The organism is Streptomyces musisoli, assembly GCF_016741855.1.
GTDB classification, from domain to species: domain Bacteria; phylum Actinomycetota; class Actinomycetes; order Streptomycetales; family Streptomycetaceae; genus Streptomyces; species Streptomyces musisoli.
Window position 1 is genome coordinate 345,778 of sequence record NZ_JAERRH010000001.1, and the last position, 16,676, is coordinate 362,453.

At 71.8% G+C, this 16,676-nt stretch carries 12 protein-coding genes and 1 pseudogene; 10 read left to right on the plus strand and 3 right to left on the minus strand.

The window, feature by feature from the left end:
• Nucleotides 1–271: 271 nt before the first annotated feature.
• Nucleotides 272–1,393, plus strand: a complete 1,122-nt coding sequence (locus JK361_RS01340; RefSeq protein WP_201813729.1) for an ATP-grasp domain-containing protein — start codon at nt 272–274, stop codon at nt 1,391–1,393.
• A gap of 27 nt (nt 1,394–1,420) precedes the next feature.
• Here JK361_RS01340 and JK361_RS01345 read toward each other — a convergent pair whose 3' ends face one another.
• Together JK361_RS01345 and JK361_RS01350 are read right to left on the minus strand one after the other, a co-directional pair.
• The gene (locus JK361_RS01345; protein ID WP_201813730.1) at nt 1,421–2,758 is read right to left on the minus strand and encodes a 6-phospho-beta-glucosidase; all 1,338 of its coding nucleotides are present in this window, start codon (nt 2,756–2,758) and stop codon (nt 1,421–1,423) included.
• Nucleotides 2,759–3,008: 250 nt separating this feature from the next.
• Nucleotides 3,009–3,347, minus strand: coding sequence for a nuclear transport factor 2 family protein (locus JK361_RS01350; protein WP_201813731.1), 339 nt, complete (start codon nt 3,345–3,347; stop codon nt 3,009–3,011).
• A 345-nt stretch (nt 3,348–3,692) separates the two neighbouring features.
• Here JK361_RS01350 and JK361_RS01355 point away from each other — a divergent pair, with 345 nt between their 5' ends.
• Entirely contained in the window at nt 3,693–5,087 is a 1,395-nt protein-coding gene (locus tag JK361_RS01355; protein WP_201813732.1) for a glycoside hydrolase family 16 protein, read from the plus strand.
• Nucleotides 5,088–5,108: 21 nt separating this feature from the next.
• Here JK361_RS01355 and JK361_RS01360 read toward each other — a convergent pair whose 3' ends face one another.
• Nucleotides 5,109–6,224 (minus strand): helix-turn-helix domain-containing protein, encoded by a 1,116-nt coding sequence (locus JK361_RS01360; protein ID WP_236052304.1) that lies wholly within the window; start codon nt 6,222–6,224, stop codon nt 5,109–5,111.
• Between the two features lie 146 nt (nt 6,225–6,370).
• On the opposite strand from JK361_RS01360, the gene tkt reads away from it, so the two are divergent.
• The 8 genes and pseudogenes from tkt (at nt 6,371) to JK361_RS01400 (ending at nt 16,566) form a co-directional block, all read left to right on the plus strand.
• Entirely contained in the window at nt 6,371–8,446 is a 2,076-nt protein-coding gene (gene tkt, locus JK361_RS01365; protein ID WP_201813733.1) for a transketolase, read from the plus strand.
• Nucleotides 8,447–8,493: 47 nt separating this feature from the next.
• Nucleotides 8,494–9,636, plus strand: coding sequence for a transaldolase (gene tal / locus JK361_RS01370; protein ID WP_201814223.1), 1,143 nt, complete (start codon nt 8,494–8,496; stop codon nt 9,634–9,636).
• On the plus strand, nt 9,636–11,225 hold the full coding sequence (gene zwf / locus JK361_RS01375) for a glucose-6-phosphate dehydrogenase (protein WP_201813734.1): 1,590 nt from the start codon (nt 9,636–9,638) through the stop codon (nt 11,223–11,225). The genes tal and zwf overlap by 1 nt, the downstream gene beginning before the upstream one ends.
• Entirely contained in the window at nt 11,222–12,148 is a 927-nt protein-coding gene (opcA, locus tag JK361_RS01380) for a glucose-6-phosphate dehydrogenase assembly protein OpcA (RefSeq protein ID WP_201813735.1), read from the plus strand. Before zwf ends, opcA begins: the two co-directional genes overlap by 4 nt.
• Nucleotide 12,149: 1 nt before the next feature.
• Nucleotides 12,150–13,799, plus strand: a complete 1,650-nt coding sequence (gene pgi / locus JK361_RS01385) for a glucose-6-phosphate isomerase (protein WP_201813736.1) — start codon at nt 12,150–12,152, stop codon at nt 13,797–13,799.
• Between the two features lie 2 nt (nt 13,800–13,801).
• Entirely contained in the window at nt 13,802–14,680 is an 879-nt protein-coding gene (gnd, locus tag JK361_RS01390; RefSeq protein WP_201813737.1) for a phosphogluconate dehydrogenase (NAD(+)-dependent, decarboxylating), read from the plus strand.
• Nucleotides 14,681–14,734: 54 nt separating this feature from the next.
• Nucleotides 14,735–14,866: pseudogene (locus JK361_RS01395) on the plus strand (phosphoglycerate mutase family protein); the annotation flags it as partial.
• Between the two features lie 161 nt (nt 14,867–15,027).
• Nucleotides 15,028–16,566, plus strand: a complete 1,539-nt coding sequence (locus JK361_RS01400; RefSeq protein WP_201813738.1) for a serine/threonine-protein kinase — start codon at nt 15,028–15,030, stop codon at nt 16,564–16,566.
• Nucleotides 16,567–16,676: the final 110 nt, after the last annotated feature.

Genomic DNA, 16,676 nt, shown 5'->3' on the forward strand with positions numbered 1-16,676 from the left:
CCGGAACCCGACGGTGCCGTTGCCCGACAGGGCGTCTGCGGTGCCCCGCTGCCGCCGCCCACGCTCTCGCGGCCCCGGCGACCACGACCTGGCGGTGTCCGGAAATCCGTAACGTCCGCGGTACACGGGGCGGCCTCCGATAGCCGTATGATCGCCCCGACACCGGCGCCCCCGACTCCCCCTCGCACAGGGCCGTTTGGTGACCCTTCCTTCCTCCTGCCCGGGCACGGGCCGCTCCGCCCTGCCCGCGCACCCCCGAAAGGCGGCCTGCATGGTCTCTCGCGTACGCGTCTGGCTCAACCGCACGTACGCGGAGAACGTGTTCTTCATGGATCAGCTGCGGAGAAATCCCGGCGACCGCGCGGTCGAGATCCATGCCACGCACGGCGACCCCGACTCCCCCGTACTGGCCGCCGCCGACACCGCCGAACTGGAGCCGGAGGGCCTGTCCCCGGCGGCGTACGTCGAGTACGCCCTCGACCAGTGCGTCCGGCGCGGCATCGACGTGTTCGTGCCCCGGCTGCACCAGGCGGCCGTCGTGGCGCACCGGGCCGAGTTCGCGGCGGCCGGTACGGCGCTGCTGGCGCCGACGCCCGAGGCGGTCGCCGTGTTCGAGGACAAGGCGACCGCCTACGCGGCGGTGCATTCGGTGGGTGTCCCGGTGCCGCCGTGGTGGCGCGTCCGTACGCCGGACGAACTCGTGTCCGCCGTCGAGGAGTTGGAGGCGGCCGGGCACCAGGCCTGCTTCAAGCCGGCCGCCGGCGCGGGCGGGGTGGGTTTCCGGGTGATCACCCGGGCACCCTTCTCGCTGCCGCACCTGACCGGCTTCCCGGGCCCGCAGGTCCAGCTGGACCTGGTCGTCGAAGCGCTGCGGCGGGCCGGGGAGCCCGTGGACTGGCTGGTGATGCCGCGCCTGGAGCAGCCCGAGGTGTCCGTCGACTGCCTGACCGGAACGGACAACCGGGTGCGGCTCGCGGTGGGCCGCACCAAGCACGGCCGCCGCCGGGGTTTCACCCTGGACGAGCGGTGGCTGGCGCCGGCCAGGCTGATCGCGGAGGGCTTCGGGCTGCACCATCTGTCCAACATCCAGTTCCGGATGCTCGGCGACCGTCCGGTGCTGCTGGATGTCAACACGCGGCCCGCCGGAGGCCTGCACCAGCTGTCGCTCTGCGGGGTGAACGCGCCCTGGGCGGCGGTGCGGCTGGCGCTGGGCGAGGACCCGGGAGTGATCGAGCCGCCTTTCCTCGGCCAGGACTACACGGTGGTGTCGGGGCCGCGCCCGCTCGTACCCGTGGCGCTTCCGCGGCAACGGACGGAGTCGGCCGGCGTACTGCTCCCCGCCGTGCCGTCGCCCGCGCCGGCCGCTTCGGCGGCCCGCGCCCTGCCGCTGTAGGCCGCCCGGCGGAGCGGCCCCCCGCGCTCACTTCAGGTACGCGAGACCCGGATGGGCGCCGGCGTAGCCCTCCATCAGCCGGCGGGCCACGGTCACCGAGTCGACCAGCGGGTGCAGCGCGAACGCCTTCACCGCCGTCGTCCGGGATCCGGACTCGGCGGCGGCGAGCACCTCCCGCTCGACGGCCTTGACCGAGCACACCAGTCCGGTGGCGTGGCCCGGCAGCGGGTCCGCGGCCAGCGGGTGGGCGCCGTTCGCGTCGACCAGGCAGGGGACCTCGACGACCGCGTCGGCGTCGAGGGCGGACAGGGTCGAGCGGTTGCGCACGTTGAGGATCAGCGTGGCGCGCTCGTCCCGGGCGATGGCGCGCATCAGCGCCAGGGCGACCTGCTCGTAGCCGCCGGACAGGTCGGCTTCCTCGCGTTCGCCGGCGCCGGCGCTCTCCCTGTTCTCGGCCATGTACGTCGCCTCGCGCTCGGCGCGGGTGCGGTCCCAGGCCGCCAGGGCGGGGACACCGGGGTCGCCCGCCTCCTCGTAGAACCTGGCCTGCTGGTCGCGCAGGAAGGCGCCGCGGGTCCGCTCCGCCTCCCGGTAGGCGCGGACCGTCTCCCGGTTGAAGTAGTAGTAGTGCAGGTACTCGTTGGGGACCGCGCCGAGCGACGCGAGCCATTCGGGGCCGAAGAGCCTTCCCTCCTCGAAGGAGCCGAGCAGCGCGGGATCGGCGAGCAGGCGCGGCAGTTCGTCGCGTCCGTCGATGCGCAGCGCGCGCACCCAGCCGAGGTGGTTGAGGCCGACGTAGTCGACGAACGCCTCCTCGGGACCGGCGCCGAGGACCCGGGCGATACGGCGGCCGAGGCCGACCGGGGAGTCGCAGATGCCGATGACGCGGTCGCCGAGGTGGCGGGACATGGCCTCGGTGACCAGGCCGGCCGGGTTGGTGAAGTTGATGACCCAGGCGTCCGGGGCGAGGCGGGCCACACGCCGGGCGATGTCGACCGCGACGGGGACCGTGCGCAGACCGTAGGCGATCCCGCCCGCGCCGACGGTCTCCTGGCCGAGTACGCCTTCGGCGAGGGCGACCCGCTCGTCGTCCGCACGGCCCGCCAGGCCCCCGACGCGGATCGCCGAGAAGACGAAGTCGGCGCCGCGCAGCGCCTCGTCGAGGCCGGTGGTCGCGGTCACCCGGGGCGCGTCCGGCACTCCGGCGGCCTGTTCGGCCAGCACCCGGGAGACCGCGCGCAGCCGGCGGTCGTCCACATCGTGCAGCACGACCTCGGTGACCCGCCCCTCGGCGTGGTCGGTCAGCAGCGCGCCGTACACCAGCGGCACCCGGAACCCGCCGCCGCCCAGAATCGTCAGCCTCACGTCCGTACCCTTCCTCACGCCTCGCCGCGTTCCCCGCAGACACTCGCACGTCCGTGCCGGGCAGGGCGGCGGAGCCGGCGAGCGGTACCACCTTGTCATCCGACAGCGCAGGGGCTCGGGCCGACAACGCAGGGGCTCGGGCCGACATCGCAGGGTCTCGGGCCGAGATCGCAGGGGCTCGGGCCGACATCGCAGGGGCTCGGGCCGCGCCGAGGCACCGCGCCGGGTCCCGCTCCCGCCGCCGTGGCGCTCAGACCGTGCCGCCGAAGTAGACCCGCACCTCCCGGATCCGGCCGTCCCGCACGGTGATCGCCTCGATGTTGCGGTAACGGCCGCCGGTGACCGGCTCGTACTCGTAGTGGGCGAGGACCAGTTCCTCGTCCACGGCGACGACGTGCAGGACCCGGTACTCGGTGAAGTGGTCGGCGGTCGGGAAGCAGCGCTCGAAGAACGCCGTCCTGTCGATGTGGTCGTCCTGGGGGCTGGTGAAGGTGAAGTCGTCGGCGTAGAGGGGAAGGGCCGCCTCGCGGTCCTGTGACCGGTAGTGGCGGAACGCCGCCTCGACGACGCTGGCCGGGGAACCGTTCATGCGCTGTCCTCGGTCGGGAGGGGGACCGTACCCCGCCACGATAGGTCCGGCCCCCTGCGGACCCCGGCGGTGACGCGCGCCCTCACCGGAAACCGGCGTCCGGGTGGCGCAGTACGCGCCACGGCCACCTCGCCCCGCAGACGGCCGCGGCACTGACGGCAGCGCGCTCTGCGCGGCTTCGGGTGGCTTCGGGCGATGAACTCCCGCACCCGCCAACGACTTTCCTTGCTTCAAGTCTTGACGACCGTCGGGCCGGGGAGCACATTGGCCGCACCTTGAGAGCGCTCCCAGATTCTCATGGGAGCGCTCTCACCCCCCACCCCTCCCTACCCGAGAGGCCCCCTCATGAGCGCATCCTCCGGCATACCCAGACCCCGCCCGCTGCGGCGCGCGCTCGTCGCCGCGGCGGCGACGCTCGGCCTGGCGGCGGCCGTCGCCCTGGCGGCCACCGCGCCCGCCGACGCCTCCGCGCCCACGCCCCCGTCGGGCTGGACGCAGGTTTTCGCGGACGACTTCGACGGCGCGGCCGGCTCCGGAGTCAACACCGCGAACTGGCAGTACGACACCGGTACTTCCTACCCGGGCGGCGCGGCCAACTGGGGCACCGGCGAGGTCGAGACGATGACCACGAGCACCGGCAACGTCGCGCTGGACGGTGGCGGCAACCTGCTCATCACCCCGCGCCGGGACGCGTCCGGCAACTGGACCTCCGGCCGGATCGAGACCACCCGCAGCGACTTCCAGCCGCCCGCCGGCGGCAAGCTGCGCGTCCAGGCCCGGATCCAGATGCCCAACGTCACCGGTGCCGCGGCGAAGGGCTACTGGCCGGCGTTCTGGATGCTCGGCGCCCCGTTCCGGGGCAACTACTGGAACTGGCCGGGCGTCGGCGAGCTGGACATCATGGAGAACGTCCAGGGCCTGAACACCGACTGGTCCACGGTGCACTGCGGCACCAACCCCGGCGGCCCGTGCAACGAGACCACGGGCATCGGCAACTCGACGTCCTGCACCGGTTCCACCTGTCAGGCCGGCTTCCACACCTACGCGATGGAGTGGGACCGCTCGACCAGCCCCGAGCAGATCCGCTTCTACCTGGACGGCGTCGGCTTCCACACGGTCCGGGCGGACCAGGTCGACGCGACCACCTGGGCCAACGCCACGAACCACGGGTACTTCCTCATCCTCAACGTGGCGATGGGCGGCGGCTTCCCGGCCGCGTTCGGCGGCGGCCCGGACGGCGGGACGGAGCCGGGCCACCCGATGGTCGTCGACTACGTACAGGTCCTCCAGTCCTCCGGCGGCGGCACCACTCCCCCGCCGACCGGCAACCGGGACGCCTACAGCGCCATCCAGGCCGAGTCCTACGACGGCCAGTCCGGGACCGGCACCGAGACCACCACGGACACGGGGGGCGGGCAGGACATCGCGTACCTCGCGAACGGTGACTGGGCGCTGTACAAGGGCGTCGACTTCGGGTCCACGGCGGCGAGGCAGTTCCACGCGCGGGTCGCGAGCGGCGCGGCGGGCGGGGTCAGCGGACTGGTGGAGGTGCGCCTGGACAGCCGCGCCAACGCGCCCGTCGGCAGCTTCGCGGTCGGCAACACCGGGGGCTGGCAGTCCTGGCGGACCGTGCCGGCCAACATCGATGCGGTCACCGGCACCCACGACGTCTACCTCACCTTCACCAGCGGCCAGCCGGCCGACTTCGTGAACGTGAACTGGTTCGGCTTCGGGCACTGAGCGCGGTCCGGGCGAGGCGGCCTAGCGCAGCTCCGCCCGGAAGGCCACCGGCGTCTGACCGGTGTGCAGATGGAAGAACTTGGAGAAGTTCGCCGCGTCGGGGAAGCCAACGGCCGCCCCGACGCGGCCGGTCGTCAGGTCCGTGTGGGCGAGGAGGCGTTTGGCCTCCAGGACGACCCGTTTGTCGATGAAGCCCTTCGGGGTCTCGCCGGTCGCCGCGCGGACGGCGCGGACCAGGGTGCGGCGCGAGTAGCCGAGGGCGTCGGCGTAGGCGCTGACGCTGTGGTTGGTGGCGAAGCCCTGCTCGACGGCGTCCCGGAAGCGGGTGAAGGTGCTGTCGGTGTGCTGCCGGGAGGTCTGGGCCGAGCTGGCGGCGAGATGGGCGAGGCGCAGCAGGAACGCGGTGAGCGTGTGTCTGAGCACGGCCGTGTGCAGGCTGAGCGGCAGCGTCGCGGTGTCCTCGTACTCGCGGTGGAGCTGTTCGAGGGCGGCCTGGAGCGCGGTGAGCTGGGCCGGTGCCGGGCGCAGCAGGGGCGGCAGGTCGTAGCGGTACAGGCCGGTCGCCTCGACGGTGGAGCGGGGCAGGAAGCCGGGCTGCATGGTCAGGACGGTTCCGCGGTACACGGAGTCCCGGGAGAAGCGATGGACCTGTCCGGGGCGGATCCAGAGCAGGTCGCCGGCGGCGGCCTCGTACTCGGCGAAGTCGATCATGTGCCGTACGGGGCCGTCGCCGAAGAGCATGACCACGTGGAAGTCGATGCGGTGGACGCGGTGCAGGGGGGCGTCGGCGTGCCATGTGCGGTCGGTGCCCATGGGCCCGATCTGCATGCCGACGCCGCCGACGGCCAGCTCGGCCGGGAAGGGGAAGGTTCTGATCCTGTCGCGGTCCGTGTTTCCGTCGCCGCCGGAGCCGCCGGAGCCGGTGCCGGAGCCGCCGGAGCCGGTGCCGTCGCCGCCACGGCCGGAGCCGTCGCCGCCGGAGCCGGTGCCGACGGGGCCGGAGACGCCGGAGCCGGTGCCCACGGGGCCGGAGCCGGAGACGCCGGAGCCGTCGCCGCCACGGCCGGAGCCGTCGCCGCCGCAGCCGGTGCCGTCGTCCGCGTCGTCACCTGCGGCTCGCTGCGTTCTGTCGGTCATGCCCTTTTCGTGCCGTCCCTGTCGCGCGATCACTGTCCCAGATTCACCACAGGCTGACACACCCAGACCTTCCCTCGAAAAAGTCAGACTTTTAAGTTTGAACGCGTACGGCCCCTCATCCGGCACTGAACGAGGACTTCTTGAAGATGACCACGCAGACTTCCGACGGTTTCGAGTGGACCGACCTCGACCGGCGCGCCGTGGACACCGCCCGACTTCTGGCGGCCGACGCGGTGCAGAAGGTGGGCAACGGGCACCCGGGGACGGCGATGAGCCTGGCGCCTGCCGCGTACACGATCTTTCAGAAGGTGATGCGACACGACCCGGCGGACCCCGAGTGGACCGGCCGGGACCGTTTCGTCCTCTCCCCCGGTCACACCTCGCTGACCCTCTACACGCAGCTCTTCCTCGCCGGGTACGAGCTGGAGCTGGACGACCTGAAGGCCTTCCGCACGCACGGCTCGAAGACGCCGGGCCACCCCGAGTACGGGCACACCGCGGGCGTGGAGACCACCACGGGCCCGCTCGGCCAGGGCGTCGCCAACGCCGTCGGCATGGCGATGGCCGCCCGCTACGAGCGCGGCCTGTTCGACCCGGAGGCCCCCGCGGGCACATCCCCGTTCGACCACACGATCTGGGCGATCGTCTCCGACGGCGACCTGGAGGAGGGGGTCTCCGCCGAGGCGTCCTCGCTGGCCGGGCACCAGAAGCTCGGCAACCTGGTCTTCCTCTACGACGACAACCACATCTCCATCGAGGGCGACACCGCCACCGCCTTCTCCGAGGACGTGCTGAAGCGGTACGAGGCGTACGGCTGGCACACCCAGCGCATCGAGCCCACCGCCGACGGCGACGTCGACGCCCCCGCCCTGTACGCGGCGCTGGAGGCAGCCCGGGCCGAGACCGGGCGGCCCTCGATCATCGCGATGCGCACGGTCATCGCCTGGCCCGCCCCGAACGCGCGGAACACCGAGGCCTCCCACGGCTCCGCGCTCGGCGAGGAGGAGATCGCGGCCACCAAGCGGCTCCTCGGCTTCGACCCGGAGCAGGCCTTCGAGGTCGCCGACGACGTCCTGAAGCACGCCCGGCAGGCCCTGGACCGGGGTGCCGAGGCGCACGCGGCCTGGGACAGGCGGATCGCCGAGTGGCGTGCCGCCCGGCCCGAGCGGGCCGAACTGTTCGACCGCGTCAGCAAGGGCGAGCTGCTCGAGGGCTGGCAGGACGCACTGCCGGTGTTCGAGGAGGGCAAGTCGGTCGCGACCCGTGCCGCCTCCGGCAGGGTGCTCCAGGCGCTCGGCCCGGTGATCCCCGAGCTGTGGGGCGGCTCCGCGGACCTGGCCGGCTCGAACAACACGACCATCGACAAGGACAGCTCCTTCCTGCCCGAGGGCAACCCGCTGCCCGAGGCCGACCCGTACGGCCGTACCGTGCACTTCGGCATCCGCGAGTTCTCCATGGCCGCGGAGATGAACGGCATCGCCCTGCACGGCAACACCCGGATCTACGGCGGCACCTTCCTCGTCTTCTCCGACTACATGCGCAACGCCGTCCGGATGTCGGCGCTGATGCAGCTGCCGGTGACGTACGTGTGGACGCACGACTCCGTCGGCCTCGGCGAGGACGGCCCCACCCACCAGCCGGTCGAGCACCTGGCCTCGCTGCGCGCGATCCCGGGCCTGAACGTCGTCCGCCCGGCGGACGCCAACGAGACCGCGATCGCCTGGGCCGAGATCCTGAAGAGGCACGCCACGCACCCGGCCCCGCACGGGCTCGCGCTCACCCGCCAGGGCGTGCCGGTGTACGCGCCGAACGAGGACGCGGCCAAGGGCGGCTACGTACTGCGCGAGTCCTCGACGGAGGTCCCGGAGGTGATCATCATCGCGACGGGCTCCGAGGTGCAGCTGGCCGTGGCCGCGCGGGAACGGCTGGAGGCCGAGGGCATCGGCACGCGCGTGGTGTCGATGCCGTCCGTGGAGTGGTTCGAGGAGCAGCCCCGCGAGTACCGCGAGCGGGTGCTGCCGCCGGCCGTGCGGGCCCGGGTCGCCGTCGAGGCCGGCATCGGCCTGACCTGGTACCGGTTCGTGGGCGACGCCGGACGCATCGTCTCGCTCGAACACTTCGGTGCCTCCGCGGACGCGAAGACCCTGTTCGCCGAGTTCGGCTTCACCCCCGAGAACGTCGCCGCCGCGGCCCGCGAGTCCCTCGCCGCCGTACGCGCGTGACACCCGACGCACGCAACCGACGCACGATACCGACGCAAGAGGAAAGACTGATCACTGTGACCGAAGCAATCGCGACCCCGGGAGCCCTCAAGCGCCTCGCCGACGAGGGTGTGTCGATCTGGCTCGACGACCTGTCGCGCAAGCGGATCACCTCGGGCAGCCTCGCCGAGCTGGTGGCGAGCGGAAGTGCCGTCGGTGTCACGACGAACCCGTCCATCTTCCAGGCCGCCATAGGCTCCGGGGAGGGCTACGAGGAGCAGCTCGCCGACCTCGCCGTCCGCGGGGTCACGGTCGACGAGGCCGTGCGGATGATGACGACCGCCGACGTGCGCGACGCCGCGGACATCCTGCGCCCGGTGTACGACACCTCGGACGGCCGTGACGGCCGGGTCTCCATCGAGGTCGACCCGCGCCTGGCCCACGACACCGGGGCCACCGTCGCCGAGGCCAAGCAGCTGGCCTGGCTGGTGGACCGGCCCAACGTGATGATCAAGATTCCGGCGACCAGGGCGGGCCTCCCGGCGATCACCGAGGTCATCGGCCTCGGCATCAGCGTCAACGTGACCCTGATCTTCTCCCTGGAGCGCTACCGCGAGGTCATGGCCGCCTACCTGGCCGGTCTGGAGAAGGCCCGCGAGCGGGGCGTCGACCTGTCCACCATCCACTCGGTGGCGTCCTTCTTCGTCTCCCGGGTGGACTCCGAGATCGACAAGCGGCTGACCGCCCTCGGCACCGGCGAGGCCCTCGCCCTCAAGGGCCGCGCGGCCCTCGCCAACGCCCGGCTCGCCTACGAGGCGTACGAGGAGGTCTTCGCCTCCGGCCGCTGGCAGGAGCTGGCCGCGGACAAGGCGAACAAGCAGCGCCCGCTGTGGGCGTCCACCGGGGTGAAGGATCCCGCGTACAAGGACACCCTGTACGTGGACGAGCTGGTCGCGCCCGGCACCGTCAACACCATGCCGGAGGGCACCCTGAACGCCGTCGCCGACCACGGCGACATCACCGGCGACACCGTGACCGGCGGCTACCCGCAGGCCCGCGCCGACCTGGCCGCCGCCCAGCGGCTCGGCATCTCCTACGACGAGGTCGTCCAGCAGCTGGAGGACGAGGGCGTCGCCAAGTTCGAGGCGGCCTGGCAGGACCTGCTGGACGCCGTCGCCACGTCCCTGAAGAGCAAGGGAGTTGACGCCTGATGACCGAGAACACCCCCGCCCGGACACCCGCACCCGAGGCGGTGCGGGTCCCGGTGGCCCCGGCCGCCGACTGGGTGAACCCGCTGCGCGACACCGGCGACCGCCGGCTCCCCCGCATCGCCGGGCCCTCGGGCCTGGTCATCTTCGGGGTGACGGGTGACCTGTCGCGCAAGAAGCTGATGCCGGCCGTCTACGACCTGGCCAACCGGGGTCTGCTGCCGCCGGGCTTCTCCCTCGTCGGGTTCGCCCGCCGCGACTGGGAGGACCAGGACTTCGCGCAGGTCGTGCACGACGCGGTCCGCGAGCACTCCCGCACCCCGTTCCGCGAGGAGGTCTGGCAGCAGCTCGCCGAGGGCATGCGCTTCATCCCCGGCGACTTCGACGACGACACCGCCTTCAAGCAGCTGAAGGACGCCGTCGAGGAGCTGGACGCCTCGCGCGGCACCGGCGGCAACTTCGCCTTCTACCTGTCGGTGCCGCCGAAGTTCTTCCCCAAGGTCGTGCAGCAGCTGAAGAAGCACGGCCTGGCGAACCCGCCGCAGGGCTCCTGGCGGCGCGCGGTCATCGAGAAGCCGTTCGGCCACGACCTGGACAGCGCGCGCGAGCTGAACGCGATCGTCCACGAGGTGTTCGAGCCGGACCAGGTGTTCCGCATCGACCACTACCTCGGCAAGGAGACCGTCCAGAACATCCTGGCGCTGCGCTTCGCCAACCAGATGTACGAGCCGATCTGGAACCGGTCGTACGTCGACCACGTGCAGATCACCATGGCCGAGGACATCGGCATCGGCGGCCGGGCCGGCTACTACGACGGCATCGGTGCCGCCCGGGACGTCATCCAGAACCACCTGCTCCAGCTGATGGCCCTCACCACCATGGAGGAGCCCATCGCCTTCGACGCGGAGGCGCTGCTCACCGAGAAGCTGAAGGTGCTGAAGTCGGTCCGGCTGCCGAAGGACCTCGGCCTGAGCACCGTGCGCGGGCAGTACGCGGCGGGCTGGCAGGGCGGCGAGAAGGTCGTCGGGTACCTGGAGGAGGACGGCATCGACCCCGCGTCGAAGACCGACACCTTCGCCGCGATCAAGCTGGGCATCGACAACCGCCGCTGGGCGGGCGTCCCCTTCTACCTGCGTACCGGCAAGCGGCTCGGCCGCCGGGTCACCGAGATCGCGGTGGTCTTCAAGCGGGCCCCGCACTCGCCGTTCGACTCCACCGCCACCGAGGAACTGGGCCAGAACGCGATCGTCATCCGCGTCCAGCCGGACGAGGGCATGACCGTGCGGTTCGGATCGAAGGTGCCGGGCACCTCGATGGAGATCCGGGACGTCTCCATGGACTTCGCCTACGGCGAGTCGTTCACCGAGTCGAGCCCGGAGGCGTACGAGCGGCTCATCCTGGACGTGCTGCTCGGCGACGCCAATTTGTTCCCCCGTCACCAGGAAGTGGAAGAGTCCTGGAAGATCCTCGACCCGATCGAGGAGTACTGGGCGGCGCACGACAGGCCGGCGCAGTACGCGTCGGGCAGCTGGGGACCGACGGAAGCCGACGAGATGCTCGCACGAGACGGACGGAGCTGGCGCAGGCCATGAAGATCGACCTGACCGACACCACGGCAAGCAAGATCAACAAGGCGTTGGTCCGGGGCCGCCGCGCCATCGGCACGCCGGCCGTGGGCATGGTCCTGACGATGGTCATCGTCACGGACGAGGAGAACGCCTACGACTCGATCAAGGCCGCCGAGGACGCCTCGCGCGAGCACCCCTCGCGGACCCTGGTCGTCATCAAGCGGCACGCCCGCACCCTGCGCGACCGCACCCACTCGCGGCTGGACGCCGAGGTGCGGGTCGGCTCCGAGGCGGGCACCGGCGAGACCGTCGTCCTGCGGACCTACGGCGAGGTGTCCGACCACGCCGAATCGGTCGTGCTGCCGCTGCTGCTGCCGGACGCCCCGGTCGTCGTGTGGTGGCCGGTGGACGCCCCCGAGACCCCCTCCAAGGACCCCCTGGGCGCGCTCGCCCAGCGCCGGATCACCGACCTGTACGCCGTGGAGCGGCCCCTGGAGGTGCTGGGGACCCGCGCCCGCAACTACGCGCCCGGCGACACCGACCTCGCCTGGACGCGGCTGACGCTGTGGCGCTCCATGCTGGCCGCGGCCCTGGACCAGGCCCGCGCGAAGGTGACGTCGGCGGCCGTGGAGGCCGAGGCCGACAACCCCAGCGCCGAGCTGCTCGCTCGCTGGCTCCAGGCCCGGCTGGACGTCACGGTGGACCGGGTGCACAGCGCCGGTCCGTTCGTCACGGCCGTGCGTCTCGGCACCGCGAACGGCGAGATCGTCGTCGACCGGCCCGAGGGTCCGCTCGCCACGCTGACCCTGCCCGGGCAGCCGCCGCGCACCCTCGCCCTGAAGGTCCGCCCCACTTCCGAACTCATCGCCGAGGAGCTGCGCCGCCTCGACGCCGACGAGATGTACGCCATCGCCCTCCAGGGCGCGGCACCCGAGGAGAACGCCTGAGATGGCAGAGTTCCCGAAGCTCACCGACCGGCCCGAGTGGAAGGCCCTCGCCGACCACCGCGACCGGGAACGGCCGGACCTGCGCGAGCTGTTCGCGACGGACCCCGGGCGTGCCGAGCGGTACGTCGTGCGGGTCGGCGACCTGCACATCGACTACAGCAAGCAGCTGATCACCGACGAGACCCTCACCCTGCTGCGCGAACTCGCCGCCGCGACCGGCGTGTTCGCGCTGCGGGACGCCATGTTCCGCGGTGAGCGGATCAATGTCACCGAGGACCGGGCGGTCCTGCACACCGCGCTGCGCGCCGCGCCGGACGCGGTCGTCGAGGTCGACGGCGAGAACGTGGTGCCGCAGGTGCACGCCGTGCTGGAGAAGATGGCCGGCTTCGCCGGGCGGGTCCGCTCCGGCGAGTGGACCGGCCACACCGGCAAGCGGATCCGCAACGTCGTCAACATCGGCATCGGCGGCTCCGACCTGGGCCCCGCGATGGCGTACGAGGCCCTGCGCCCCTTCACCGCACGGGACCTGACGTTCCGGTTCGTGTCCAACGTGGACGGCGCCGACCTGCACGAGGCGACCCGGGACCTGGACCCGGCGGAGACGCTGTTCATCATCGCTTCCAAGACCTTCACCACCATCGAGACCATCACCAACGCCACCTCCGCGCGCAAGTGGCTGCTGGCCGCGCTCGCCGACGAGAAGGCGGTGGCCAGGCACTTCGTGGCGTTGTCCACGAACACCGAGAAGGTCTCCGAGTTCGGTATCGACCCGGACAACATGTTCGAGTTCTGGGACTGGGTCGGCGGCCGCTACTCGTACGACTCCGCGATCGGCCTGTCCCTGATGATCGCCATCGGCCCGGACCGCTTCCGCGAGATGCTCGACGGCTTCCGGCTGATCGACGACCACTTCCGCACCGCGCCCGCCGAGTCCAACGCTCCGCTGCTGCTGGGCCTGCTGGGCATCTGGTACGGCAACTTCCTGGACGCCCAGACCCATGCGGTGCTGCCGTACTCCCACTACCTGTCGAAGTTCACGGCGTACCTCCAGCAGCTGGACATGGAGTCCAACGGCAAGTCGGTCCAGCGGGACGGCAACCCGGTGGAGTGGCAGACCGGACCGGTGGTGTGGGGCACGCCCGGCACCAACGGCCAGCACGCCTACTACCAGTTGATCCACCAGGGCACCAAGCTGATCCCGGCCGACTTCATCGGCTTCGCCCGCCCGGTCACCGAACTGAGCGGGGAACTCAAGGCCCAGCACGACCTGCTGATGGCCAACTTCTTCGCCCAGACCCAGGCGCTCGCCTTCGGCAAGACGGCGGAGGAGGTCCGCGCGGAGGGCGTGGCCGAGGAGCAGGTGGCGCACCGCACCTTCCGCGGCGGCCACCCGACCACCACGATCCTCGCCACCGAACTGACCCCGTCCGTGCTGGGCCAGCTGATCGCCCTCTACGAGCACAAGGTGTTCGTGCAGGGCGCGGTGTGGAACATCGACTCCTTCGACCAGTGGGGCGTGGAACTGGGCAAGGTCCTCGCCAAGCGCGTGGAGCCCGCCCTCACCGAGGGCGCGGACGTGCCCGGGCTCGACCCGTCCACCCAGGCCCTCGTCGCCGCCTACCGCACTCTCAAGAACGCATCGGAGAACTGATCATGCAGCTCGGTCTCATCGGTCTCGGCAAGATGGGCGGCAACATGCGCGAGCGGATCCGCCGCGCCGGCCACACCGTCATCGGCTACGACCGCAACCCGGAGGTCTCCGACGTCAAGAGCCTCGCCGAACTGGTCGAGAAGCTGGACGCGCCCCGCCAGGTGTGGGTGATGGTCCCGGCCGGCACCGCCACCCAGGGCGTCATCGACGAACTCAAGGACCTGCTGTCCGAGGGCGACACGGTGATCGACGGCGGCAACTCCCGCTGGACGGACGACGAGAAGCACGCCGCCGAACTCGGCATCAAGGGCATCGGATTCGTCGACGCCGGCGTCTCCGGCGGTGTGTGGGGCCTCCAGAACGGCTACGCGCTGATGGTCGGCGGGGACAAGGAGCACGTGGACCGGCTCCGGCCGATCTTCGAGGCGCTCAAGCCGGAGGGCCCGTACGGCTACGTCCACGCGGGCCGGGTCGGTGCCGGGCACTTCTCGAAGATGGTCCACAACGGCATCGAGTACGCCATGATGCAGGCCTACGCCGAGGGCTGGGAACTGCTGGAGAAGGTCAAGTCCGTGGACAACGTGCGCGAGGTCTTCCGCTCCTGGCAGGAGGGCACCGTCATCCGCTCCTGGCTGCTCGACCTCGCGGTCAACGCCCTGGACGACGACGAGCACCTGGAGAAGCTGCGCGGCTACGCGGAGGACTCCGGCGAGGGCCGCTGGACCGTGGAGGCGGCCATCGACAACGCGGTGCCGCTGCCCGCGATCACCGCCTCCCTCTTCGCGCGGTTCGCCTCCCGCCAGGACGACTCGCCGCAGATGAAGATGATCGCCGCGCTGCGTAACCAGTTCGGCGGCCACGCGGTCGAGAAGAAGGACTGACCCGCCGGGGGGACCTCCTGCTGGTCCTCCCCCACTGCCTCAAGGGCGTGGGAGGTGCCCCCAGCAAAGACGGAGTGGAGCCGGTCGGGACAGCACACCGGCTGGACCGACCTGCCCCTGACCGAGCACGGCGAGGAACAGGCCAAGTCCCTCGCCCCGCTCCTCACCGGCCGGGCCTGCGCCCTGCCTCCGGCTCCGGCGGCTGCCCCCGACGCCGGTCCCGCGCGGCACTGGAGGGGTGAACCCGGAGCAGTTGGCTCTAATGAGGCTCCCTGATCCCGGAGAAGATCCCTACCCTTTCCTCCTGCGCGGGGCGACCCACGAAGGCGTGGCGGAACGGGGGACTTATGGCACATCAAGCTCGGCCCGGAACGGTGATCGGCGGACGCTACTCGCTCACCCGTCTGCTCGGGGTGGGCGGCTTCGGCCAGGTCTGGCAGGCGCACGACACCCTCCTCGGCGTCGATGTCGCGGTCAAGCAGGTGCGGCTCGACGTCCCGTTGCCGGACGAGGCGCGCGCGGAACTGCTGGCTCGCGCCGCTCGGGAGGCGCGTCACGCGGCCCGTCTTCGGGACCACCCGCACATCGTCACCGTCCACGACGTCGTCGAGGTCGACGAGGGCCACTGGAAGGTGCCCTGGATCGTGATGCAATGGGTCGACGGGTGCTCCCTCGCCGAAGAGCTGAAGGAGCGCGGCCCGCTGAACCAGCGCCGGACCCGGGAGACCGCCGAGGCGCTGCTCGGCGCCCTCGACGCCGCGCACCGGGCAGGCGTCGTGCATCGCGACGTCAAACCGGGCAACGTGCTCCTCGCCGCCGACGGCTCCGTCCTGCTCGCCGACTTCGGCATCGCGCTCGCTTCCACCGACCCCCGGCTCACCCGTACCACCCTCGTCATCGGTTCCCCGGGCTACATGGCCCCCGAGCGCTGGCAGGGCGCAGAGAGCGACGGCCGGGCGGACCTGTTCTCCCTGGGGGTCACTCTGTACGAAGCGGTCGAGGGCGTCCTGCCGTTCCGCTCCGACAACCCCACCGCCGTCCTGACCGAGCCGCCCCGGCCACCGGAGCGAGCGGGCACCCTGGCTCCGCTGCTCACCCTTCTCCTGGACAAGGATCCCGCCCGCCGGCCCACCGTCTCTGAGGCTCGGACACTGCTGGGCGCCAGGACTCCGGGCACGACCCGCCCGACGGTGCGGGAGACGGAAAGGCAGATGCCTCCGGGCGAGGGCGCGGCCGTCACGCTCACCAACACCCGGGGCACGATGATGCGGACGAGCACGGACCGGTGGGGGATGCCCAGCCTCTTCGGAGGCCTGGTCCTCGGCATCGTCCTCGGGGCGATCACCTTCGGCGAACCGGTGGTGAGCTTCGGCGACGTGGTGATCCAGGGCGACAGCCGGTTCGGGAACGCTCTGGCCGGAGGCTTCTTCCTCGCCATCCTCGGCGCGGCGTTCGGCCTGCTCATCGGCGCGGCCGTCGGCGCACGGACGAGATCCGACAGCATCACCGTGGACGCCCGGGGGATCACCGTCACCGCGGGGAAGCCGACGACGCAGCCGCGGCGCGACCAGGACGGCACCCTCCGGCCCGGCGGACCGTCCGCCTTCACGATCCGTTTCGACGCGGTGGAGCGCGTCGCCGTCGAGAGACGGACACCGATGGTGAGGGACCACTCGGCGCTCGCCGTCTGGTTCCGGCCGGCCAACGAGCCCACGGCCGCCTGGCGTGCCCGACACGGCGTCACCGAGCGCGAGGGCGGCGGACTATGGGTCTACGAGGCTCCTGCCAAGCGCCCCGCCGCAGTGGACCCCGAGCGGCTGCGCGACCCGCTGCGCCGGTTCGCGGCTCGCCTGTACGACGACCCGGATCACGTCCCGGACCCCTGAACCCGCTCCGGAGCCGCGCTGCCGCACCGGCAGCGCGGCAGCCGTCCGTACCGCGGCAGCCGTCCGGGATGTGACGAACATCCCGGCTGCGGCCGACGGCCCTGCTTCTA